21 protein-coding genes are annotated in these 23029 nt (G+C 48.7%); 3 read left to right on the top strand and 18 right to left on the bottom strand.

Annotated elements, in window-relative coordinates; all coding sequences use genetic code 11:
* Positions 1-180: 180 nt before the first annotated feature.
* The 4 genes from ABFC84_19230 to ABFC84_19215 form a co-directional block, all read right to left on the bottom strand.
* The gene (locus tag ABFC84_19230; protein ID MEN6414878.1) at positions 181-1035 is read right to left on the bottom strand and encodes a phosphate ABC transporter substrate-binding protein; all 855 of its coding nucleotides are present in this window, start codon (positions 1033-1035) and stop codon (positions 181-183) included.
* A gap of 85 nt (positions 1036-1120) precedes the next feature.
* On the bottom strand, positions 1121-2974 hold the full coding sequence (locus ABFC84_19225) for a GGDEF domain-containing protein (protein ID MEN6414877.1): 1854 nt from the start codon (positions 2972-2974) through the stop codon (positions 1121-1123).
* A gap of 17 nt (positions 2975-2991) precedes the next feature.
* Entirely contained in the window at positions 2992-3717 is a 726-nt protein-coding gene (locus tag ABFC84_19220; GenBank protein MEN6414876.1) for a zinc dependent phospholipase C family protein, read from the bottom strand.
* A 25-nt stretch (positions 3718-3742) separates the two neighbouring features.
* Positions 3743-4891: a glycosyltransferase gene (locus ABFC84_19215; protein MEN6414875.1), complete on the bottom strand. Its 1149-nt coding sequence runs from the start codon at positions 4889-4891 to the stop codon at positions 3743-3745.
* A 192-nt stretch (positions 4892-5083) separates the two neighbouring features.
* Between ABFC84_19215 and ABFC84_19210 the strand changes: the two genes are divergently transcribed.
* The 3 genes from ABFC84_19210 to ABFC84_19200 all read left to right on the top strand — a co-directional run bounded on the left by ABFC84_19210 (position 5084) and on the right by ABFC84_19200 (position 8414).
* On the top strand, positions 5084-6886 hold the full coding sequence (locus ABFC84_19210; GenBank protein MEN6414874.1) for an ATP-binding protein: 1803 nt from the start codon (positions 5084-5086) through the stop codon (positions 6884-6886).
* A 142-nt stretch (positions 6887-7028) separates the two neighbouring features.
* On the top strand, positions 7029-7574 hold the full coding sequence (locus tag ABFC84_19205; protein ID MEN6414873.1) for a PIN domain-containing protein: 546 nt from the start codon (positions 7029-7031) through the stop codon (positions 7572-7574).
* A 45-nt stretch (positions 7575-7619) separates the two neighbouring features.
* Entirely contained in the window at positions 7620-8414 is a 795-nt protein-coding gene (locus ABFC84_19200; GenBank protein MEN6414872.1) for a PhoH family protein, read from the top strand.
* Positions 8415-8465: 51 nt separating this feature from the next.
* On the opposite strand, the gene phoU is transcribed toward ABFC84_19200, so the two are convergent.
* From phoU to ABFC84_19130, 14 genes are all read right to left on the bottom strand, one after another.
* Positions 8466-9125, bottom strand: coding sequence for a phosphate signaling complex protein PhoU (gene phoU, locus ABFC84_19195; GenBank protein ID MEN6414871.1), 660 nt, complete (start codon positions 9123-9125; stop codon positions 8466-8468).
* A gap of 18 nt (positions 9126-9143) precedes the next feature.
* A complete protein-coding gene (pstB, locus tag ABFC84_19190; GenBank protein MEN6414870.1) occupies positions 9144-9899 on the bottom strand; it encodes a phosphate ABC transporter ATP-binding protein PstB in 756 nt (251 codons plus the stop codon).
* 152 nt (positions 9900-10051) lie between these two features.
* Positions 10052-10687 carry a histidine phosphatase family protein gene (locus ABFC84_19185; GenBank protein ID MEN6414869.1) on the bottom strand — a complete coding sequence of 212 codons (636 nt, stop codon included), beginning with the start codon at positions 10685-10687 and terminating at the stop codon, positions 10052-10054.
* 3 nt (positions 10688-10690) lie between these two features.
* Positions 10691-12028, bottom strand: coding sequence for a DVU_1553 family AMP-dependent CoA ligase (locus ABFC84_19180; protein MEN6414868.1), 1338 nt, complete (start codon positions 12026-12028; stop codon positions 10691-10693).
* On the bottom strand, positions 12025-13410 hold the full coding sequence (gene trsS / locus ABFC84_19175) for a radical SAM (seleno)protein TrsS (GenBank protein MEN6414867.1): 1386 nt from the start codon (positions 13408-13410) through the stop codon (positions 12025-12027). The genes ABFC84_19180 and trsS overlap by 4 nt, the downstream gene beginning before the upstream one ends.
* Before the next feature lie 28 nt (positions 13411-13438).
* Complete coding sequence (locus tag ABFC84_19170) at positions 13439-14596, bottom strand: DVU_1551 family NTP transferase (GenBank protein MEN6414866.1); 1158 nt, start codon at positions 14594-14596, stop codon at positions 13439-13441.
* A 7-nt stretch (positions 14597-14603) separates the two neighbouring features.
* Entirely contained in the window at positions 14604-15050 is a 447-nt protein-coding gene (locus ABFC84_19165; protein ID MEN6414865.1) for a DVU_1555 family C-GCAxxG-C-C protein, read from the bottom strand.
* 43 nt (positions 15051-15093) lie between these two features.
* Entirely contained in the window at positions 15094-15408 is a 315-nt protein-coding gene (locus tag ABFC84_19160) for an XdhC family protein (GenBank protein MEN6414864.1), read from the bottom strand.
* A complete protein-coding gene (locus ABFC84_19155) occupies positions 15408-16175 on the bottom strand; it encodes an XdhC family protein (GenBank protein MEN6414863.1) in 768 nt (255 codons plus the stop codon). The genes ABFC84_19160 and ABFC84_19155 overlap by 1 nt, the downstream gene beginning before the upstream one ends.
* 66 nt (positions 16176-16241) lie before the next feature.
* On the bottom strand, positions 16242-16499 hold the full coding sequence (locus ABFC84_19150) for a hypothetical protein (GenBank protein ID MEN6414862.1): 258 nt from the start codon (positions 16497-16499) through the stop codon (positions 16242-16244).
* A gap of 179 nt (positions 16500-16678) precedes the next feature.
* A complete protein-coding gene (trsM, locus tag ABFC84_19145) occupies positions 16679-17398 on the bottom strand; it encodes a DVU_1556 family methyltransferase (protein ID MEN6414861.1) in 720 nt (239 codons plus the stop codon).
* Positions 17398-17607, bottom strand: a complete 210-nt coding sequence (locus tag ABFC84_19140) for a DVU_1557 family redox protein (GenBank protein ID MEN6414860.1) — start codon at positions 17605-17607, stop codon at positions 17398-17400. Before ABFC84_19140 ends, trsM begins: the two co-directional genes overlap by 1 nt.
* Positions 17608-17619: 12 nt before the next feature.
* Entirely contained in the window at positions 17620-19929 is a 2310-nt protein-coding gene (locus ABFC84_19135; GenBank protein MEN6414859.1) for a pyridine nucleotide-disulfide oxidoreductase/dicluster-binding protein, read from the bottom strand.
* 94 nt (positions 19930-20023) lie between these two features.
* A complete protein-coding gene (locus ABFC84_19130) occupies positions 20024-22780 on the bottom strand; it encodes a molybdopterin-dependent aldehyde oxidoreductase (protein MEN6414858.1) in 2757 nt (918 codons plus the stop codon).
* Positions 22781-23029 lie beyond the last annotated feature (249 nt).

The following is a 23029-nucleotide window of genomic DNA, read 5'->3' as shown; positions in this document are numbered from 1 at the left end:
CTGTGTTAAGCGAATCGAATTCGTCTTTCTATCGGTAACTACTGGCAGTATAAAACAATACGGGATCAATGTCAACCTTATAGCATTAATGAGTTAACTATAAATTGAATTAAGTCTCTCCTTTTTTATCGCATTAATGCAAAAGGCCATGCCCCACGGCATGGCCTTTTCAAATTCACTCTATTTTTTCATCTTGGTCATTGGAATGAACCCGTTCTTCTCTACATAGGTTTCCTGGAAATCTTTGCTCAGCACATAATCAATAAAGGCTTTTACCGCTCCGGCAGGCTGGCCTTTGGTATACATGTGCTCATAAGCAAATACCGGGTACTTGCCGTTAATTACGTTGTCAGCCGAGAATTTGACGCCATTGTAGCCTAACTGTTTTACCGTGCTGTCAGCATAAGGAGCATCTACATAGCCGAGAGCACCGGGAGTACTGGCAATAGCAGCCCGCACCGCACCGTTGGAATCCTGAATGACTGCGTTATCCGTAAAGGCGGCATCTTTCAAGACCACAGCGGCAATGGTTGCCCGGGAACCGGAAGATTTCGCCCGATGAATAATGGTGATCTTTTCATCTTTGCCGCCAACTTCTTTCCAGTTGGTGATTTTACCGGTAAAGATATCCACATACTGCTGCTGGGTTAAATCATCAACTGCTACGTCCGGATTGGCAATAAACACGAAGGGAGCTACCGCCACCTGGAAGTCAACCAGCCCTTTATCTTTATATTCCGGCGTCAGCGCCACATCGGAATTGCCGATATTCACCGAACCGGAAGCCACTTGGTTCATACCGGTAAAGGACCCGCCGCCGGCCACATTCACCGTGACTTTCGCATTCTTCTTCTGGAATTCTTCCTGGGCCGGTTTCAGCAGCGGCAGCAGAGCCGTAGAACCAGAAGCGGTAACCGTGCCGGAAACTTCAGCCGCCGGTTTTTCTTTTTGTCCGCCGCAGCCGGCAATCAGACTTGCGCCCAGCATTAAAGTCATGGCCGCTGCCAGTATCCTGGATTTGCCTGTAAATTTCATTTTATAACCTCCTGTAATTTGTTTGCTACAGTTTGATTGTAAGACAATTTGTCTTGCTTTGTGTTAAGCCAGTGTTAAATCCTTGTTAACTTTCCCCAAGGTGTTCAGCCAGGCAGTAGCAGCTCTGCCAGGTCAATTTGCATTTCTTCTTAACACGCCCGGCAGTTTCCGCTAACTGAGTAATCGTCGTAAAAACATTTTTTCTAGAGCTGACAACCGCGATGGACAGTGAAGTCAAAGGAAACCGTTCTTCTGTTCCATGCCGGTTTTTCGCAGTAATAAACCCTTGCTGCTGATGTTCCTCGGTATAAAAGTCCTTAACTCTGGCATCGAAACTGTCAATAATCATCTGACACAAGGCCTCAACTTGCGGCTGCCGCACCACGGCAATAAAATCGTCGCCGCCAATATGGCCCAAAAAAGAATCATTCAATCGGCTTTGATCCATTTGTTCTTGAATAATACTGGCAGTCATACGTAATATTTTATCGCCATTTTCAAAACCATAGACATCATTATAAGCCTTAAAATTATCTAAATCGAAGTACAAAACGGAAAAAGATTCTTCCGTTTCAATGGCTTGCTTCAGTTTTTCTTCAATGATAATATTACCGGGAAGACCGCTGAGAGGATTGGCAAACTTGGCCTGGTTGACCTCCAATTGGGTGGTTTTCTCCAATAGCTGTTTCACGGTAGTGATGCCGTAGTACTGGTCATTTTGGGTAATGATAATATAATCATACAGGCGATCTTCCGAGCGGGAAACGGCGAACTTGGAAACCTGTTCCAGGGATGTTTGATAATCCACAATCAGCGGATGCTTATCCATCAGGAGATGAACCGATCGATTCATATACACTGCCACGCCGTACTGGGTTGCCAATTGGGTGAAAAATTTATCCTTCATCAGCAGACCGGTGGGCTTACCGGCCTGCACAATAGTCACTCCCAAAACATTGGGATGACTATTAAAATAATCAATCACCTGACAGCCGGTAGCGTCAGGTGAGAATACGCCGTCCTGCCTGGCGATATCGCCAATGGGAATAGTAAGGGGGGTATGGAAAACCGCTTTTCGCTTTTGCCGATTCTGTGTCCGGATTAAATCACGAATCCGGGGGTGAATCTCCAGAAACTCCGGCGCCGGTTTTTGCAGTAAATATCCCTGACCATAGGGAATCCCGATACGAATCAGCGTATTCAATTCATCTGCCGTTTCGATGCCTTCGGCGATGATCTTCATATTCATAATAATGGAAAAATCAGAAAAAGCTTTCATTAATGCCTGCTTCAATGCATCCTTATCAATATCCCGCACCAGATCCATGTCGATTTTAATAAATTGGGGACGGGTCTCGGCCAGCATTTTTAGCCCGGAATAACCGGAGCCGGTATCATCAATGGCGATCTTATATCCCTGACTGGTGTAATTATCCAGCACCCGGCGAAAGCTTTTATAGTCTTCCACCGAAGTTTTTTCGGTAATCTCAAAAATAATATTATCGGCATTGATTCCGCATTGCTCCAGCAGTTCCCGGGTAATCCCCTTTTGAAACCGGGAATCCTTGATGATGTGCGGCGCCACATTAATGAACAGCATTTTATCCGGCATCATCTGCCGTGCTTTCTCCAGCGCCTTGGCCCGGCAAAGAAATTCCAGTTCCCAGACTTTGTCAAACCTTTCCGCTGCCGGGAAAAGTGCGTCAGGCCGTTCCAGAATCGACCCCTGAGGTCCACGGCTTAACGCCTCATAACCAACAATAGCGGCATCCGCCAACGATAAAATCGGTTGAAATACCGCCTTAAGGCTTTTCCCGTTCAAGATCGTCTGCAATTCGTGAAACACCTGCCGATCTTCTTCACCGGCAGGATTTTGCTTCATTGCTTCCACTCCCAAGGATTGAGCCGGGTTATCCCGACTTATGCCAAATGTAAACAAAACCATTCTCCTCCCTGTCAGGCCACAACCGTGTGCTGCGCATTATGACTGATAATCCCATAAAACCATTGAAACAAGCCGGCTGTGGAACGCTGGGCCAGCGGCAGCAAAACAGCGCTCGCCGAATGATAATCCAGATTGCCTCTGTCGCTGTTTACCCAGTCAAACAAGTCCGCCGCCACCGTAGCGTTGACGACAATCCAGTCCTTGTTCCGCCTGTCGTTTCGATAAATCCCCTGAGAAGCTGCCGCATAAGTAAGGTAATGTTCCTGGGCCCAAGCTTCATATTCTTTATGTCCGGAAAATAATTTTGCTCTGGCATGATGGGGCACGCAGACATCCTGAACTAAATGAGCCGCTGCCCCGAGAAAAAATGCCGCCTTGCCGTAATCCTGCTTTCTGGCGCTGATAACAGCGCCGCGAAGGTACGTATAATAGTCATGCCGGGCATTGTCGAAATGCCACAGTCCTTTCCGGCTTACCGGCTGAAAATAATGGCCGGCATTTTTCCAGCCGGTATCGGCCCAATAAACACCGGCATTCAACTGTTTGCTATACTGCGCCAAAAAAGCGGCGCATTGGGTAAATCCATCCTGACGGAGGATTTCCAGCGCCTGACGGTTACAAAATTCATGGGTAATTCCGGGACGGTCAATAATTCCCTGCAACGGGCTGACGGCGGTAAGGACCATTCTGCAGCCGATAATCAGGGATGCTTTTTTCAGTACCGGCAATGACAGCATCGCTTATCCCCCCCATAATGGTTTACTATTTCGCCGACCGGTTCCGGTGTAACAAATGTAAATCCAAAACACGTACTACCTCCGCCGCCGAATGAGGCCTCCCCAGTTCGCCGGCTCTTGCTCCGATAGCGCTGCGCAGAGCGGGGTTGGTCAATAACCCTGTTACAGCATCGCCAAGATGCTCCCCTTGCTGCACCCAGAATGCGGCCCCCTGCCGGGCAAGATACGCGGCATTATCCATTTCCTGTCCGGGAATGGAATCATAAAGCAGCATCGGCAGTCCTCTGGCCATTCCTTCGCTTACTGTCAGCGCCCCCGGTTTTGTAATCAATACCGCGGCAATATCCATCAGTTCGCGAATTCGATCACTGAACCCCAAAACTTTGACCATATGCTCCGATTCTTCCCCTATTCTTTGAAGACTGTCCCGCAGTTCGGCATTCTGTCCGGCAACGACAATCAGCTGCAGGGGAAGTTTGATTTTATTCAGCTCAAAAAAAGCTTTTCCCATTCCACCCAGACCCAAGCCGCCTCCCATAACCAAAACAACCGGCTGACGCAAATCCAGGCCCAGTTCGACGGCAATGGCTGATCCTCCGGCTGGTTTGGCAAAGTCAGCCCGTAAAGGAATGCCGGTAATATGAATCCGTTCGGGACGGATTCCCTGCCGCACTAATTCCAGCCGGGTTTCTTCATTTGGCACACAATAATCGTCTACCTGCCGGTATACCCATAGGCGATGGACAGAAAAATCGGTAATGACAGCAGCCAGTGGAATCCCGGTTTTACCGATACTTTTAAGATGGGCTGCCGCACCGCAGGGAAAAGGGTGAGTCGTAATAATAAGATCCGGCTGATAGCAGCGAATGAGCCGCAGCATATTTTTCTTCAGCAGCCGGGCCAAGAGGTTTTGTACTTTTGACCCCTGTACCGGCATATGGGACCATCGATACAGCCAGTCATACATATTGGGCGATATATGCAGCATTTTCAAATAAGTTTCTTTTAATAAAATACCGAGGTAGGAATTTTCTTCTCCCATAAAATCGATTACCCGCACCCTGATATGGGGACAGCAGCGGCCCAGTTCATCGGCGACAGCCTGAGCTGCCTGGGTATGACCCGACCCGATAGAGGCGGACACAATCAAAACATTACGGGTTGCTGTCTGCATTTTTTCACCTCCGCTTACTGTCAAGTATACCTGACGATACCAAGCCGCTTGTTACGTTCAAGTAAATCCAGATTAAATTCCTGTTAATACTATGTAAAAATACGTTCGTGCTCCATATAATCCCAAAATGTCTATAGCACATTCGGCAATTTTACAGTATGATTTTGGTAAGACTGAAAAAGGGGGAATTCGATGTTCAAATGGAAAATACGCACCCGGCTGATAACCGCCTTTTTGGTGTTGATCCTGGTCACGCTGTCACTCATCGGCAGTTACGTACTTTGGTACTTTCACCGCCATAATATAGATTCACTGTCCGCTAATCTGCTGACCAGCGCTCAAATCACCGAACAGCTGCTGGAGCAATATATGCAGAATCCGAAAGGAAAAGCGGAAATTGATACGATAATTAAAGAACTGGGCATCACAACCGGCCTGCGGGCAACCGTCATTGCTATAGACGGAACAGTACTGGCCGACTCCTGGGAAAACCCCGCGACTATGGAAAACCATTCTTCCCGGCCGGAAATAACAGCGGCCCTGGCCGGTGAATCCGGAACTGCCGTACGCTATAGCACAACCTTAAATGAAAACATGCTCTATGTCTCCGTTCCTCTCCGGCAAGCCGGAGAAACGATTGGCATCATTCGGGTCGCCAGTACTCTGTCCAAGGTGGAAGCCGGATTTACCAAAATACGTTCCGCCCTGCTCGTTGCCATTTTTCTGACCTCCCTGCTTGCCTTCTTTCTCAGCCTGCGTCTGGCACGATATTATACCGCCCCTCTGGAAACTATAACGGCGACGGCCCGGGAGATTGCCGATGGCAACCTGAATGAACGGGTTCATATCCGTACCGGCGACGAGCTGGAACTGCTGGCCCATACCCTGAATAAACTGGCTGCCAATCTGGATGACAAAATCAGGGAAATGGCGGAAGAAGCCGGAAAAATGTCACTGATTCTGGAACATATGGATAATGCCGTCATTCTGTTGGACCGTTACGGCCGGGTAACAACCGCCAACCGGATGGCCCGGGATGTCTTCGGGATCTTGCCATCCATGCTAGGTAAACATAATATCCATGTCATCGGCAACAGCCTGCTGGATCGGAATGTCCATGAAACCATTGAGCAAGCTAAAACCCGGTTGATTGACCTTAAAATCACCATTCAGGGAACGCGCCGGGTATTTCAGGTGTTTTTAGCCCCGATTGCCGCTTCCGCCAGCGATATCAGCGGCGTATTGACCGTATTCCATGACATCACTGTCCTGCAGGAAATTCAAGATCGCCAGGCTGACTTTGTCGCCAATGCTTCTCATGAGCTGGCGACACCGCTGACTGCCATTAAAGGCTTCACCGAGACTTTATTGGACGGAGCGCTGGCCGATCCGGAAGCAAGCGCCAAATTCGTCAATATTATTCATACCGAAGCCGAGCGGATGCATCGCCTGGTGAAAGATTTGCTGCAGCTGGCTAAACTCAATTCCCAGGAATACCGGCAGCAGATTACGCTTGAGCCTACGCCCCTGGCGCCTTTGATCGCCGCTGTCGTTCAGGATCTTTCACCTCAATCCCGGCAAAAAAAAATTTCCCTTACCTTGGAATCTCCCCCCGATCCGGTAGTGGTCAAAGCCAATCCCGACTGGCTGAAACAAGTTCTGGTCAATCTGATTGACAACGGGATCAAGTACAGCCCTGAAGGCGGCCGGCTGCTGCTGAAATTCTGGCAGGAAAACAACGATGCCGTAATTCTGGTCAAAGACTGGGGAGCCGGCATCCCCGCCAAGGATTTGCCGCTGATTTTTGAGCGCTTCTACCGGGTAGACAGGGCACGGACCCGCAGCACTGACAGCGCCGGCGGTACCGGTCTGGGTCTGGCGATCGTCAAATTCATTATTGATATGCTTGGCGGCAGCATTTCTGTTCAAAGCGATATCAATTCCGGTACGGCCTTTACAATCCATTTGCCTTTAGCCGCAACCAGCCAAAAATAGTCAAATAAAGCCCATCTTCAGCGGATTTTTCCACAATTAATTCGATTTGTTTACAAAAAATTCACATTCTGTTAATTCATCGCTCATATTGCTCGCATATACTAATAGTAGAAAGGTGATTCTCAACCAAAGGAGGATTACATTGAATAAATATTACGTGCTGGATACAAATGTGCTTCTACATTCGCCAAACGCAATCTATGCTTTTAGCGAGCACACGGTTGTTATTCCTGAAGTTGTAATTGAAGAATTAGACCGCTTCAAAAAAGAATCAACCGACCGCGGCGCCAACAGTCGTCATATCAGCCGTATTATCGATTCGCTGCGAACCCAGGGCAATCTATTGGAAGGAGTCTCCATCAATGACCAGGGAGGAATTTTGAAACTGGAATCCAACCATATGAACACGCCCATTCCTCTGTATTGGGACAAAGAAAAAGCCGATAATCGTATTTTGCAGGTCTGCAAAGGATTGGCTGAAGAAAACCACTCTACCATATTGGTGAGCCGCGATACCAATATGCGGGTAAAGGCTTCGATTCTGCAACTGCAGGCAGAAGATTTCCGCAACGACAAAGTGCCAAAAATCGAAAATCAATATACCGGTCGGGCTGTTGTCTATGCATCTTCCGAAGTCATCAACCAATTTTATCAGGATGATATCAATTTCATTCACCCGGATCTGTAACCCGGCTACGATGAGACTACGGGAAATCTGCTTACTCCTTCCCTTATGACCAATCAGTTTTTATTAATCCGCTCCACCGATAATGACCGTCACCATGCTGTCGGCCGGTTTGACGGTAAAAAGGTGGTCCAGCTGAAATACCGGAACCGCAATCCTTTTGGCGTAATTCCCCGGAATATCGGCCAGATATTTATCCAGGAATGTCTGATGATGAGCGCTGAGGAAGCACCCCTGGTAATCATTAAAGGCCCGGCAGGAACGGCGAAAACTTTTTACTCGCTTGCCGTGGGTTTATATAAAAACATGGAAGTTCGTCCCCGGGAATATCACCATCTGCTTATCTGCCGGCCCAATACCCTGCTGGACGACGGAATTGGTTTTTTACCGGGATCGGAGACGGAAAAAATTGAGCCTTATATGCGTTCCATCAAAGACAACCTGTTCACCTTGCTGTCAGGCAATTCGGCAACGCATGACAAAGACATCGTTCGCGTAGAAGAAACAGTCAATATGATGTTTGAGAACCGCATTATTCAAACCGAAGCCCTGGCTTATCAGCGCGGCCGCTCGCTGCAAAAATACTGGGTAATCTTTGACGAAATGCAGAATTCCACCCCGCGCCAGGCTAAAGCAGTGCTGACCCGGCCTGGTCTGGGAACAAAAATTATCATGCTGGGCGACCCGGCTCAAATCGATCATCCTCTCCTGGATAACCAATCGAACGGTTTGGTATATGCCAGTGAGAAAATGCTGGGCTCCAGATTATGTTTCCAGGTTACACTGCAGCCGGATGAATGCGAACGTTCCCCACTGGCCGCCGAAGCCGCAATGCGGCTGTAAGAATACAAAACAAAAGATCCGGCAATTGTCGGATCTTTTGTTTTGCAGCGGCTAGTTTTTCCGCAGGCGCTGTCCGGTTACGAGATAAATCACCCACTCACCGATATTGGTGGCATGATCGGCAATCCGCTCCAGATAACGGCCGACAAAAATAATATCCGTAGCCTGAGAAATAGTGTGAGGATCTTCCATCATATAGGTCAACAGTTCTCGAAAAATCTGCTGGTATAAATTATCCACTTCATCATCCGCCCGGCAGACCTGCTCCGCCAAAGTGATATCCAGGCTGATATAGGCATTTAGGGAATCTTTCAGCATCTGCTGCGCCATTTCCGCCATGCGGGGAATATCGATCAACGGTTTAATCAATGGCTGATGAGCAATTCTGCCTGTAATCTTGGCAATGTCAAAAGCGTGATCTCCCATCCGTTCCAGGTCGGTGGTAATTTTAAGACCGGTACCAATAATCCTGAGATCCCGGGCCAAAGGCTGCTGCCTGGCAATCAGCACCATGCACTTATCCTCAATATCCACTTCCAGGGCATCAATCACGTCATCGCCATCCATGACGCTCCGGGCCAGCTCTTCATCCTGTTTGGCCAATGCCTGCACGGCAGCTTCGATGGCATTGCCGACCAACGTACCCATCGCTAAAATTTTCTGCCGCAAATCTTCCAGTTCCTGATTGTACGCTTGTCTGGTACTTGTCACGCTAATCCCTCCCCCTCGTTAACCGAACCGTCCGGTAATGTAGTCTTCTGTCCGTTTGTCCTGCGGTCTGGTAAATATGGCATCGGTTTTATCATGCTCTACCAGTTCGCCGTTCAGGAAAAAAGCCGTATAGTCAGATACCCGCGCAGCCTGCTGCATATTATGCGTAACCATTACAATCGTATATCTGTTTTTTAACTCCGTTACCAATTCTTCAATTTTCATCGTCGATATTGGATCCAGGGCCGAACAGGGTTCATCCATCAGCAGCACTTCCGGTTCGACAGCCAGCAGCCGGGCAATACACAAACGCTGCTGCTGCCCGCCGGACAATCCTCCGGCGGAAGCGGAAAGACGATCTTTCACCTCATCCCACAATGCCGCCCCGGCCAAGCTCTTTTCCACAATCCCGTCCAAACGGCTTTTGTTTGTCAGTCCGTGAATGCGGGGGCCATAGGCAATGTTGTCATATATGGACATGGGAAAGGGATTGGGGCGCTGGAACACCATTCCCACCCGCTTGCGGAGCGCTACCACATCGGTATCCGGATGATAAATATTTACACCATCCAGCAGAATTTCCCCTTCGATCCTGACACTGTCAATTAAATCATTCATCCGGTTAATCGTTTTTATAAAGGTTGACTTACCGCAGCCGGAAGGGCCGATTAACGCCAGCACACTGTTTTCGGCAACCTGCAGGGATATTTTCTTTAATGCCAGCGTATCGCCGTAATATAGCTTCAGTTTATCAGCTTGAATTTTGTATTCCATAATAAGAGCCTCCTGTGGTTGGAACTTCCTAAGAAGCACTATACCACAGGAGGACAGACGGATTGTTAAGCTAATATTATGGAATTGTTAAATTTTTAACTGCCGGCAGCTGCACACATGCAGTACAGCCAATACTTTTCACAGCCAGTCCGCTATTCCCGCTGACTTTCATGCCCGTGAGTACCATTTAACAATTTGACGCGGTATTGTCCGCCGCTGCCTGCCAATATATTAATGCAGCCGTAATCCTGGTAAATACGAAAAAGATTAGCAAGTGGCATGCCTAGAATGTGACACAAAAGCACCCGGTTAATTCCCGCATGGCCAACAATAATAATATCTCCCGCCGTAGAATCGATTATATCCTCAAAAGCAGCAGCCATTCTAGACCTGCATTTCTCAAAACTCTCAGCGCCCGGAATACGATAATTGCTAATATTATTTCCTCGTTCAGCATACTCTTCGGGATAGTCTTGGGCAATCTCGTTAAACGTTTTCCCCTCCCAGTCACCCATACTAATCTCACGTAAGTCGGCTCTGATTACCAGATTATCGGTCAGTCCCGCACAAATAATCCTGGCAGTAGCAATAGAACGTATAAGATCGCTGCAGAAAACAGCCGAAATGCCTTTCCCGGCAAATTCCGCTTGCAGCATGTGCGCTTGGCGCACACCTTCACCGGATAAAGGAACATCACTTTGCCCAATATACCGCCGCTCACAACTCTTGGTCAATATACTGCCATGCCGAAGCAAATAGATGATTCTTGCCTGCTTATTGCATTCCACCCTTTACACTTCCCCGGTTAGGCCAACTGCATTGATAGCCCGTTTCCCCTGAGGCAGATGCCACTCGCGAACAATCTCTGCCGCCAGTAATAGCCTGCCGTCCTGTTCTGTCGCTTGAACGGCAGGCAGCTGCCGGAGAGCACGCAAAACGGCGGATTTATCCGATAGCAGGCCTTCAGGCAGAACAGCCGCAGTTACCTTCAATTCAGCTATTTTGTCATAGGTGATCTCCACCGTAAAGTTGACTACATCAGGCAAGGCAAAGAGCATTTCATCAAAATCCGCCATTGTAACTATTTGGTCATTCCCGAAGCATACTGCTCCCTCTTTCCTTGTCCGGATGCGCTCTAAGCGCCGAAGCTTGCTGCCGCAAGAACATGGTTCAAGGATAAATCTTGATATATCGCCTGTTCGATAGCGGATAAGGGGCATTCCCTGCCTGGTTAGGGTAGTAAAAACTACCTCGCCATATTCGCCGTCCGGCAGAGAACGGGCAGAGTATGGATCGACAATTTCAAAATAAAGATCGGCTTCCCGCAGATGGCAGCCGCGGTGAACCGCACACTCAATCCCCCCGCCTAATCCCATCTCGGTCATGCCATAATGCTCATAAACTTCGCAATGCCAAATCCTTTTCAGTTCCAGCACAATGGCGGCAGGAATATAATCTGTACTCAGCAGTATGCATCGCGGCGCCCAATTGCTTTTCCCCCATATTTCCCAAAACCGGGCCATAGCCAGAACTTGTACCGGAATGCCGACAAGACAGTTTGCCTGTTCCTGACACATTGTAAAGACCGCCTCCGGCAGCTGCGCAACCAGACCATAGGAAACAGACAGAACGCCGATACGCTGCAATGCCTTACGCAAAAGATCACCTACACTGCCGGGACGTTCACCTGGCAGCAGAATCAGCGCCCTATCACCCGGTTTCACCAGCGTTGACATACCACAGCGAAAAAAATCAATTGTCAGCTCCTGATCAAAAGGAGTGAAATAAAGTCGCTTGGGATTGCCGGTAGTCCCTGAGGTAGTCAGTGTGACTACCCGGCTGATCTGACTCTGGGAAACACACAGCATTTGAATAGCGTGCTCAATAATGTCATTGGCTGTTGTCAGAGGATACCCGGCAAACTCTTCTAACTTTGTAAGATATTCGGGTCCGCAGCCCGCTAAGCGGCGGCGGTAAAAAGGACTCAAACTCCGCACACGTGCTATCGTCTCATTTATCCGCTCTAACTGATAGCACTCAATCTGCTTTCTTGTCATTTGCCCGCCGCTTGCTCCTAGCTTTGACGCTGTCCAAGACTCTAATGGTGTCATTGCCAATCCGGCCGTCATGGTGTCCTCCTATACAGAGTCCTGCCCAGCCGATCAGTGAGGTTATAGGCGCAAAAAGGAATCAGCCGGTTATCCGGTCCGACAACATGAATATAGCATTGCTTCAATCGGTCTAAGTCCAAAGTCCAGGCATCCTGAAACGCCATACCGGATACGGCAAGCGTATACGTATTCACCCGTTCCAAAAATTCATCAAGGCTGTTTAGCTTACCGGCTTCAGCCTTAACCACTTTTTCTTTGTGATTAACCATTGTCTTCCGGGATGATGACCATTGCCTGGCAACAAACTGCCTGGCACGTTTTGCCCCGTCGGCTGTGGGTTTGGCTTGACAGCAACAAGCACCGGTTTCCTGCACTAGAGGCTTTAGTTCCCCATTAGGCATTAAAACAAAATTGCCATGAAAGGAACAATGAGCCTGCTCGCCGCCTGGCGGCCGAAAATGGCTGGCCTTCATTTTCCCGCCCGACTGCCGCTCAATCTCGCCAATAATCTGAGGAATGGTCAGCCGATCAGCATCCTGGGGTTCTTTGGGATACCTGCCAAAATAGCTGACCGGTTGAAAGTGGACTCCCCTCACAGTCGGCATTTTACTGACGGCGAATTGTATAATCTCACCAATTTGGCCGTCATTAACGCCCGGTATCAATGTGGGTACAAGTACAACCCCAATATTATGCGCAGCGCAAACCTCAATCACCTTTTTCTTGATAGCGAGCAGCGGCCTGCCCCGCAATTTTAAATAAACATTATCGCTCATTCCGTCAAACTGCAGAAAAACACAATTTAAACCGGCAGCCTTCAACCTGCCGACATAATTTTCATCCGATGACAGCCGTAAGCCATTGGTATTGACTTGAAAAAAATCAAGCCCCAGCTGTTTTCCCAGAACGATAATCTCCGGCAGATCGTCACGAACGGTTGGTTCACCGCCTGATAACTGGATATTATAAGGACCGCCGCTGCGCATAAGCATCCGGTACCATCCCTCAATAACCGAGAGATCCGGCTCCTGCACATTACCCGGCGAGGCTGCGGCAAAACAGACAGGGCAGTATAAATTACATTGATTGGTCACTTCCAGCAGCACACAGCAAGTCTGCTGACGGTGTTCCGGACATAAGCCGCAGTCAAACGGGCAGCCCCGGTTAACTTCAGTTGCGCACACCGTCGGCGAAGATGGGGGCTGGTCGTTAGTCCATTCCAGATACCCGGGTTCTCCCTGCCACACGCAGACTTGATATTCGCCATGCTCCGGGCAGCATTTCTTCAAAAAGACGCGGTTTCCCCTTGCCACCCGTTGGGCCGGAATACGCTGCAAGCATTCGGGGCATACACTTTGCGTTTCCGAAAGTAAAATTTCTTCTTTTTCTCTGTCATCCATGGCTAAGCTATCTCTCCCCGTCAGCAATTTACCGATTTAGCAATTTTTCTAAAAATATCTCAATTTTATTTCTGCTTTCCTGGAGATCACCGTCAGGAAAGCTGCTGCCCAGAAGGTTCAACACTTTATTCCTAATGGTTTCCGCTGTCCGCATTCTGCGGACAACTGAATCCGATATTTCAGGGCTGCCGGAAAATTTTTCTAATGATGGACTAAACCGTTCAGAAAGGGTTACCACTTTATCTCCCTGAACTAACTTATCCGCGAGAAAAACAATAGCTGCTTCGTCAATTACAGTGTCCGCCGCAAATTCCAGATCCATATGAGAGGCGACGATACCAGCCAGGTCAGAAAACCCCATACAGGCAAGCAGCCGTTCACCCCGCTTGGGGTGATCAGGCTTTCCTTTAGCCAAGTCGTGTACAAGGCCCCCGGCGGCCACTAAAGCAAGATCAAGCTTCACCACGCCAGCTCGATTAAGCAAGGCAGCCAGGCTGCAGCCCACAGCAGCAACTGTCTGCCCATGCTGCAATACTCTGCCGTCAGCCTGATGCTGATTCAACATAGCAAGACATTCCGCATAAGTTGGGATCTTCCGCCGGGCATAGTATTCTGTTAGTTTCTCGTAGTCTTCAATAGTATCCATGTCAAGCAGCACCCCTTGATCGGCCACCTCAAATTCTACGGAAACAGCGTCAAACTGAGCAAGAATATGCCTTAATCCGCCAACTCCATCGCCGCTGAGGATACTTGCAAAACATCTGTCGCTGATAAGCGGCGGATGTCCCCTCTGGCCTTTAAAAACAGGATACACTACGGCTGCACCCGTCTTGCGGTACACCCGCGTCATAGCCTTAATACTACATCGGCGTATAAGCGGATTATCGCCCGGCAACAAAAAAAATGCCTCGGCTTCACCGGTTAGACTCTTCAGCCCGGCAACGACAGAGGAAAACATACCTGCCGCATACATTTGATTCTCAATATTGCGAACGTTTGATCGTTTCAACACAGGCTGAAGTGCTTCTGCCCGATAACCGGTTACTACTCTGATATCCTGTATACCGCCCTGACGTAAACTGTCAATGGCTGTTTCAAGCACCGTTTTACCACCCAGGGGCAGCAACGGTTTAAATGCGCCCATCCGTGTGGAATATCCTGCGGCTGCAATGAGTCCTGCTATCATAAGCTTACTAACTAAGTTTCCCTGAAAGAGTGTACCCGTTAGCCGACAGAATAGCGACTACTTTAGCGAGGGTTTTTTGCACAAGCTGAGGACAACGGGCCGGGCGATTTAATGGATTATTCCCCAGGATATTGCTGCAGGCAATTCCACCATACTGGAAACACTCCTCTTTTTCAAACCACTCCACAAGCTCTCTTATCATGTCGCTAAAGCGGCTGTCTTCCAGCTCTTCGGCTGTCCCCTTACCGGCATAAAGACCGATCAGACAAACTCCACCCGTCAAAGCGCCGCAGGTTTTGCCGCAAAAACCCAGTCCTCCTGCCAGACCGGACATAGCCCGTACTACATCCGAATTTTCCTTTCCCTGAGCCTCCAACCCGATAATAAGCAAGATTTGGCTGCAGTAAAAGCCCTGTTGTGACAGCTCGACCATCTTAAGAAACATGTCGGTCATATTCTCACTACCTTTCCATTATCACGCTAATAAGCAGCGCCACCTAGCAAATGATTTGAATGAATACCTCCATGACGCCTCCGCAAACCATTCCTTCATCGGCGGCTGCTTGGTTCACCATCGATAAAGTGTACAGCCTGGACCGATTCTCATCAAGCGCCGTCAGCGATTGGCGTCTGACCTCCGCTTCGCCGCAGCCGCCGCCAATCGTCCCAAATGATCTGCCATCAGGCAGAACCAACATTTTGCTTCCCGCTTTACGCGGGGTTGAGCCGCGAGTTTCAACTATAGTAACCAAGGCAGCTTTTTCGCTATTTCTTTTTATTTCGCAGATAGCGCTCAATATCTTCCGGTCCATTAAGGCACTTCCTTGCGACTACTTAACGGAAGACCAGAGCCGCCGCGAAAAGCCGAAACTACTTCGGCAGCAATGCTCACTGCTATTTCGACCGGCGTTTCGGCCTTAATGTCTAGTCCGATTGGCGCTCTGAGCCGCGTCTCAAACCCTGCCGGCGCCCCTTCTTCCCGCAGGAGATTGACAATCTCTTTGACGCGCCTTCTACTGCCAATCATCCCCAAGTACCGGGCGCCGCTTCCCATGGTAGCGCGTAAACAATCCATATCGTATTTATGCCCGCGGGTTACAATAATGACAGCCGCGTCGCTGCCTATCTGCAGATTTTTTAAAACCAGCTGAAAGCTCTCGCAAATAACTTGGTTCGCTCCGGGAAACCTAGCCTGATTGGCAAAATTAGGACGGTCGTCAATTACTGTAACCTCAAACTCCAATAATGACAGTATTTGGACAAGGGGCTGGCTGATGTGACCGCCGCCGAATACGATAGCACGGAATTTATTTGCCATCCGATCCCAAAAAATCCGATACCTGCCGCCGGCTTGATTTTGAACCCAAATCGACACCGGTTTAGTCCACACCGATTGCTGTACTATATCCTGTATTTGTTCAATAACAGCTTCATCCATATGGCCATCGATCCTGCCGTCTGAATAAACGATCAGCATTTCTCCGATAGCCGGACAATTTTTAGGATTGCTGTCAATTATGGTAAAAATATCTGCTGCTCCCCCATTATCCATAACCGATAACAGTTTATTAAATATCATTCGGCGTCCTCCTTGGGGGTGACATAAAGCATAATGCTGCAAAATATTCACCCGCTAGTAAACTACTTAACGGTCACTGCACTGCGGAGAGTCAGGTCCCTTCCCCAGCAAATCCTGTACTTTGGCGAGAGCTGCCTCGGAAAAAAAATTGATCTGAGCAGGACTGCCGTCTAGTGTTTCTCCCGACAATACTAATCCATTATCCGTTTCCAAATATTTGACCGGAAGATTGCGTCGAAACATTCTTCCCGTATGCTTGTCAATCACTTCAACGATAATCCAATCCGCTTCAATTTTATCAATTGAAGCCGCAGCTTCTTTCATCATCTTACCTCCCGCGAGCAGCTATCAAGCATCATATCGATCATTTTTTTGAAGAAAGTATTAACCGTGAACCCAGCTTACAGTTGGGACAAACCCGTCCATTCTTTGTGTCATTACAATTGTTGCAATATACAGTAAAGCACCTGCAGCATTGATACAGGGGGCCTTCCGCTATTGGCTTAGCGCAGCGTGGGCATGTAGTATCCTCCATCCTTATTTCGTCCTCCCGTTTTTCGTTTCTCAGCCACCAGTAAAAAATAGCCTAACTTAGCTCTGTTTATTGCTTTCCCGGAATTTTTCCGGACATTATTGCCTGGTATACATTGCCAAAGTTGTTCAATTGAACCATGCTCCATAATATAACGGGCAACAAATTCTTGTAAGAAAATAGATTGATCTTCCCAGACAATGATCTGGAACCCGTTTTTCTCTAACATACTTAACAAATCTTTGCCAACCATATGGCTAGTTTTACTGTCTGCCACCGGCAGATGACAGGCTGCTGAAGGATCGCCCGGATTCTTGACATATAAATCGGTTACGGCCAGCTTTCCTCTGTCAATAAGGATACGGCTAATCTCACCCACTACTGTTCCGGTATGCTGCATAACCGATAAACTGCATTCGGCTATAGCTCCGTCAACAGAAGCGTCGGCAAAAGGCAGCCGTTCAGCAGTTCCCTGAATGAACAATAACCCGGCGGAACGTTTTCTCCCCTGCTCCAGCCTGGGCGCCGATAGATCAACGCCTGCTGCATGCACTCCGCAATAATTACTCAGGTATTCTACTGTAGTGCCGGTGCCGCAACCGACGTCAACCACTGTTGCTCCTAGGGGAAAAGCACAATAATCAATAGCCCGCTTTGTTAAAGCCAGCCCGCCCGGATGTTGATCCAGCATCATTTATCCTCCATGGCGGCTTCTACCTGTTTCATTTTTCCATTGGCTAACTCCTCGGGAATGTACACCAAGCCGCACTGGGAACATTTATAAAGCTCAACCGGAAAGCGGCTGCCAAGATAGGATAAGGTTACCTTTCCCAGTGTAAGCTGGATCCCGCATTTAACGCATACGATATTTATTTGCTGCCGGCCTGTCTGACTGCTCATCATCTTCCTCCATCAGTCGATAATATTGATCCTGTGGCAATAAGCGTTTCGAACAATATAGCCATCGTCTTTCGGCAGGTACTCCACCCAATAGGTCACACCGGCAGGCTGAAAATATGCTATGTAATAACCGCTCTCACTGTCCTTAAGCTTATTGCCGGTACTTTCGGCGTACGCGATAACTTTAGCAACATCATCGACAAGAATCATCCTTTCTTCCATGCTGCAGCTTACATTTTCGGGAATAATTACTTTGACATCAGCTTGTGGTTCCTCCACGGATTCACCCCAAACTTCCCGCAAAAGCAAGGCCTTTAATTTTGCGCGATTTTCCTGTCGCTGAGAATAGCCGGGACATTCCCCCCCGGCCGGATCATCCCTGCCGCTGCCAAAAATCAGATCCAGCAGATGGTAAACATGCTTGCCCCGACTGGCAAAATTATCCCGGCACATTGCGCAATAAGTCAAATAGTCTGTCTCACTTTCCTTAATCCGTCTATTGATTACTTTGTCCGCGACTTCTTTATTTGCATAAATCATTAATCCGCCATAGCCGCAGCATAGCGTCTGCTCACGGTTATAAGGCAGTTCTTCAATCTGATGACCCAGTTTGCGCAGAATTTTTCGTACGCTGTTTTGCATTTGCGTCTCATGTCTTGTAGTGCAGCTGTCATGGATAGCCAATTTTTGCGGCGCAGCTGATAATTCCACATTCTCCGGCAATCCCAGACGGTCTAACAGTTCGTATATTGTTTCAACCGGCATAGCCGGCAAATTATGCTTTAACATACTAAAGCAGGTTGGACAGGCCGTAATAACCCTGGGGCTGCCTAAATCACGCCAGCGGCCCTCCAGATTTTGCATTGCTTCCCGAAACAGCGCCTCTTGTCCGGCCCAGTCGGCCGGAGCGCCGCAGCAGCCCAGCATCAACCCGACGCCGCCGTCTATTTTTTTACACAAAAATTCATACATTTTCTTTACACATTGAGGGGAAGACGCCGCTAACTGACAGCTGGGGAAAAAAGCCGTCCTGCTCGACTTAAAGCCAGGCTGGTGCCTGTTGAGTACAAATTTATCACTATTACTGAACTGCATATCACGTAAGGCAAAATCATGGGCCGACGGCGGCATCTTTCCTTTTTCAACCATAATTTGCCGTGCCTCCCGGCACACTTCACCCATGTTCAAATTACCGGGGCAGATTTGCTCGCAAAGACCGCACAGACTGCACGAGTTAATCATCTTATTGGCACGGTGAATTCCCATAACAATGGATAAGTTATTGTATACTTCCCGCACATACCGTTTAGGATAAGCGCGGTAATGTGCCAGATACTCGCAGGCTTCTACGCATTTCAAACACTCACACTGCAAACAACGGCCGGCTTCCCGGCCGGCCTCTTCCTTGGTGTAGCTGCCGTCTGCAGCAGCTGCACGCACCCCAGGCTCAGGGTCTATTCCCTCCAAACTTGTATATAAAGCTGTCGCGAACGGTCCTTCATTTTCTCTATTAGCGGTAAGTGATGCGTTTTGAAATAACCGGTCAATTGAAATCGCAGCAATTTTCCCGTCAGATATTGAGCTGATTGGCGAATGGACTTTATATTCACCCCGGAGGCTGCCGCCGGCAAAAACCTTGTCCCGGCTTGTTGCTAACGTCAGCGGATCAACCTGTATTCTCCCGCTTTCATCCCTGGTAAGACCAAAATCCCCGCTGACCGATTGCCGACTACCTGTGCCCAGATAAATGGCATCAAATTGTTCCAGAAGGCTGTCTAACGATGTAACCGGTGTATTATAGTGAATATCTACGGGAAGTTTTTTTAAAATGGAAAAATCATTGTCAATGATTTGCCGGGGCAGCTGCTTTTCGGATATATCCCTGATAGTTCCCCCCAAATGGTCTGTTGCTTCAAATATGTCAACTTTATAGCCTTTTCGGCCAAGCTCAAATGCCGCCGCCAGGCCGCTCAAACCAGCACCTACGATAGCCGCTTTCTTGTTTTTAGCCGGAGGAAGCATTATATTGGACGCAGTATAACTGTTGTCGACGCAGACCTTTTCCAAAGCTCTGATAAAAATGGACTCACCAATCTCATTACGCCTGCAGTCCCGCCGGCAGGGCTGGTCGCAAATCCTGCTAATAATCCCGGGGAAAGGAACCATTCGCTGAAATAGCGCAAATCCTTTTGCGTAATCTTCTTTACGGACAGCATCAGCTATCCCCCTGGCGTCAACATGGACCGGGCACCCGGCCGTGCAGCCTGGCGGATTTTCTTGAACACATTTAGCTTCCCGTTCACGCAATAATTTTTGATCCATATGAAGCCCACCTTTCCCTGGTACGGATAAACCCAAAACGAACGGAAAGCCGGCCTTTCCCGTCCGTTCCAGGTTTATGTGATTTCTTGCCGATTTATTTGACGTTAACACCTTGCTCCTTGGCAGCCATGGCGTTAAGACCGGCTTTAATTTTTTCCGGTAATGCCGGAATGGCGTAAATGCGTACACCGCATGCATTGTAGATGGCGTTTAAAATAGCCGGGTGCGGAGCAGTCAGCGGACCTTCGCCTGTGCCGGCAGCACCGTGCGGTCCATTCTCCCGCGGTGTGACGTTGTAAATAATTTGTATATCATCAGGAATGTCCTGAATATACGGCAAACCGCAGCCAGCCAGCGTAGTGTGCTTTTTGAGGTCCTCAAAATCCTCGGTAAGCGCAAGCCCGATGCCCTGGGCCAAACCGCCGTAAATCTGGCCGTCGGTAACAATTTTATTGGTAATCGTCCCGATATCAGCAACCGTCGTAAACTTAACAACTTTAGCCTTTCCCAGCTTCATATCGACTTCCACTTCCGGCATGAACAGTTCATACATGTAAATAGGAAAGGGGTTGCCCTGACCAGTCTCAGCACTGCAGTCACTGCACATTGATGCCGTCCACTTTCCATCGTAATGAAGCGGAATATTTTCAGCTACCATTTCGTCATAGGTACGATATGTGCCGTCAGGCTTACGCATAGCATTCAGCAGCATTTCGCAGGAAACTACCGTAGCATTACCGGTCATTACATTAGACCGACTGCCGCCTGACGGGCCGCTGTTGGGAGTAAATGCCATATCATTCATAACAAGCTTGATTTGCTCCGGCTTAATGCCAAGGGGACGAAGGGTTTCATGGGCATGGGTTAATGCACCGATATCCGCGCCCTGACCATGATCCTGCCATGAGTTCCCTATGGTTACACCATCTTTGGTCAATTCTACCCAGGCTTCCGAGCTGTCCGGGCCGTCAAGGCCGCAGCCATAGATCCCCAGCGAAAAACCGACGCCGCGCTTTTTCTCCGGCGTTGAGAGTTCCTTACAACGCTTTTTGGCTTCTTCCCATAAGGGACGAATCTTGTTAAACATTTCTTCCAGGCAAAACACTTCCGGTACCTGCCCGGTCGGAGTAGTAGCTCCCGGACGGTAAATATTCTTGAAACGAAGCTCCAATGGGTCCATCCCCAGTTTTTCCGCTAATTCATCCATGGCAGTTTCGGAGGCCAGAAAAGCTTGGGGGGATCCGTAGCCGCGAAAAGCAGAACCCCAGGCATGATTGGTGCACACCGTACGGCCTTTACCGCGAATGTTGGCAATATCATACCCGGCACCGGTAAATTGAGCCTGCCGCAAAGTTACGAGATCGCCAAACTCGCTATACGGGCCATGATCAAGCCACCAGTCGGTTTCCATGGCCAGTAACTTACCTGTTTTATCGGCAGCGAGCTTGCATTTGACAGAAGCGGGCGACCGCTTCCCGGTATAGGTAATATTCTGGAACATATTGAAGTTCAGGGTAACAGGTTTATTATCACAGGCCAAACAGGCGACACCGAGCAAAGCTTCGATGGTCGGACTGAATTTATAGCCAAATGTAGCCCCGGTCGGATTTTGCACAAGACGGCATTTCTCCGGTTCAATGCCAATTCCTGCCACAATCATGGCATGATGCAAATGCAGTCCGATACTCTTGGAGTGGATTGTCAGACGGCCTTCCTCATCAATATAGGCGCTTCCACAGTCAGGCTCCAGCGGTAAATGCGGTTGACGGCTGCAATACGTTTCAACTTCCACCGTTACGACATCGGCTCTATCCATAATCGGCTTGGTGTCTTCGCCTTTTACAATCCCCTGCTCATAGTAAATATTGGGCACCCCGGGATGGATTTCGATGGCATCCGGCGCCATGGCGGCAGGCCCGCTCATGTAAGCCGGCAGTACTTCCAAATCGACCCTAACCTTCTTAGCCGCAGCTCTGGCATGCTCTTCGGTATCGGCACAAACAATTGCGATGGCATCACCAAACTGGAACACTTTCTCGTCGCAGAGGATAGGCCGATCCCAGCCGTCGCCTTTATTGGTTGGAAAAGTGATAAGTCCGGTAATGCGGTTTTTCCCCTTGACATCTTTGTGAGTAATAACTTTATAAACTCCGGGCATCTTCTCAGCTTCAGCAGTATCGATGTCTTTTATGTTGGCGTGAGATACTTCCGCCTGCACCAATGCTAACCGTAACGTGCCCGGTGGCATTTGCAGCGCCATATCGGCACCATAATCCCAGGTGCCGGTGACTTTCTGTAAAGCGGACGGGCGCTGATAGGTTGTCCCATAAATCTTGTTGCCGACAGGTTTATACAACAACTCTTCTTTGCGCATTTCGCCGCGAATAACTTTAGCGGCTGCCATCACAGCGTCTACCAGCGGTTTATAGCCTGTACAGCGGCAGGCATTACGATTCTTTTGAAACCAATTGCGTATATCTTCTCTGGTAGGATTGAGATTTCCATCAAGCAGTACCTTAGCCGACAAAATGAAGCCGGGACTGCAGAAACCGCATTGGGCGCAGCCGTAGGCCATCCAGGCCACTTGCAGCGGATGAAGATTATCCGGTGTTGCCAGACCTTCAATCGTAGTAATACGGGCTTCATCCGGCACTCTTTTCAATTTCATTATACAGGCTCTTACGACTTTGCCATCCATAATAATAGAACAAGTACCGCATTGACCTTGATTACAGCCAACCTTGCAGCCGGTCAGCAAAAGCTGTTCCCGCAGCACACTTGCCAAGCTGGCCTCGGGATCAACAATTAGCGTTCTTGCCAAACCATTAATGATCAGCACTTTTTTTTGCATTTGTTTTCTTATCTCCTTTTTTGTATTAGATATTCGGGGATTGGTGAGTAATCTTTTATTATGAATTGAATTTTATATTGGCTGCCTGTATATATTATTGCTTATTTTCATTTCACTATGCTTCTTCCCTCATCTTTATCGTGACAATGGCTGATGCTTTTTCATACAGGCCGGAGACAAAAAAAGAGTGATGCCCGCTGGCATCACTCTCCCGCAAAACCTCGTCTGGCGCTCGTGTCGTTCCTCAGC

The sequence above is a fragment of the Veillonellales bacterium genome (genome assembly GCA_039680175.1).
In the GTDB taxonomy this organism is placed as follows: domain Bacteria; phylum Bacillota; class Negativicutes; order JAAYSF01; family JAAYSF01; genus JBDKTO01.
The sequence above is the reverse complement of the archived record's forward strand: the minus strand, read 5'-3'. Positions and strand labels throughout refer to the sequence as shown.

Bases quoted from the DNA above. Each gene is read 5' to 3' on its own strand.
- ABFC84_19230 (MEN6414878.1), bottom strand. From the start codon at position 1,035: ATGAAATTTACAGGCAAATCCAGGATACTGGCAGCGGCCATGACTTTA.
- ABFC84_19220 (MEN6414876.1), bottom strand. From the start codon at position 3,717: ATGCTGTCATTGCCGGTACTGAAAAAAGCATCCCTGATTATCGGCTGC.
- ABFC84_19215 (MEN6414875.1), bottom strand. From the start codon at position 4,891: ATGCAGACAGCAACCCGTAATGTTTTGATTGTGTCCGCCTCTATCGGG.
- ABFC84_19210 (MEN6414874.1), top strand. From the start codon at position 5,084: ATGTTCAAATGGAAAATACGCACCCGGCTGATAACCGCCTTTTTGGTG.
- ABFC84_19200 (MEN6414872.1), top strand. From the start codon at position 7,620: ATGACCAATCAGTTTTTATTAATCCGCTCCACCGATAATGACCGTCAC.
- pstB (MEN6414870.1), bottom strand. From the start codon at position 9,899: ATGGAATACAAAATTCAAGCTGATAAACTGAAGCTATATTACGGCGAT.
- ABFC84_19180 (MEN6414868.1), bottom strand. From the start codon at position 12,028: ATGACGGCCGGATTGGCAATGACACCATTAGAGTCTTGGACAGCGTCA.
- trsS (MEN6414867.1), bottom strand. From the start codon at position 13,410: ATGGATGACAGAGAAAAAGAAGAAATTTTACTTTCGGAAACGCAAAGT.
- ABFC84_19170 (MEN6414866.1), bottom strand. From the start codon at position 14,596: ATGATAGCAGGACTCATTGCAGCCGCAGGATATTCCACACGGATGGGC.
- ABFC84_19165 (MEN6414865.1), bottom strand. From the start codon at position 15,050: ATGACCGACATGTTTCTTAAGATGGTCGAGCTGTCACAACAGGGCTTT.
- ABFC84_19160 (MEN6414864.1), bottom strand. From the start codon at position 15,408: ATGGACCGGAAGATATTGAGCGCTATCTGCGAAATAAAAAGAAATAGC.
- ABFC84_19155 (MEN6414863.1), bottom strand. From the start codon at position 16,175: ATGATATTTAATAAACTGTTATCGGTTATGGATAATGGGGGAGCAGCA.
- ABFC84_19150 (MEN6414862.1), bottom strand. From the start codon at position 16,499: ATGAAAGAAGCTGCGGCTTCAATTGATAAAATTGAAGCGGATTGGATT.
- trsM (MEN6414861.1), bottom strand. From the start codon at position 17,398: ATGCTGGATCAACATCCGGGCGGGCTGGCTTTAACAAAGCGGGCTATT.
- ABFC84_19140 (MEN6414860.1), bottom strand. From the start codon at position 17,607: ATGAGCAGTCAGACAGGCCGGCAGCAAATAAATATCGTATGCGTTAAA.
- ABFC84_19135 (MEN6414859.1), bottom strand. From the start codon at position 19,929: ATGGATCAAAAATTATTGCGTGAACGGGAAGCTAAATGTGTTCAAGAA.
- ABFC84_19130 (MEN6414858.1), bottom strand. From the start codon at position 22,780: ATGCAAAAAAAAGTGCTGATCATTAATGGTTTGGCAAGAACGCTAATT.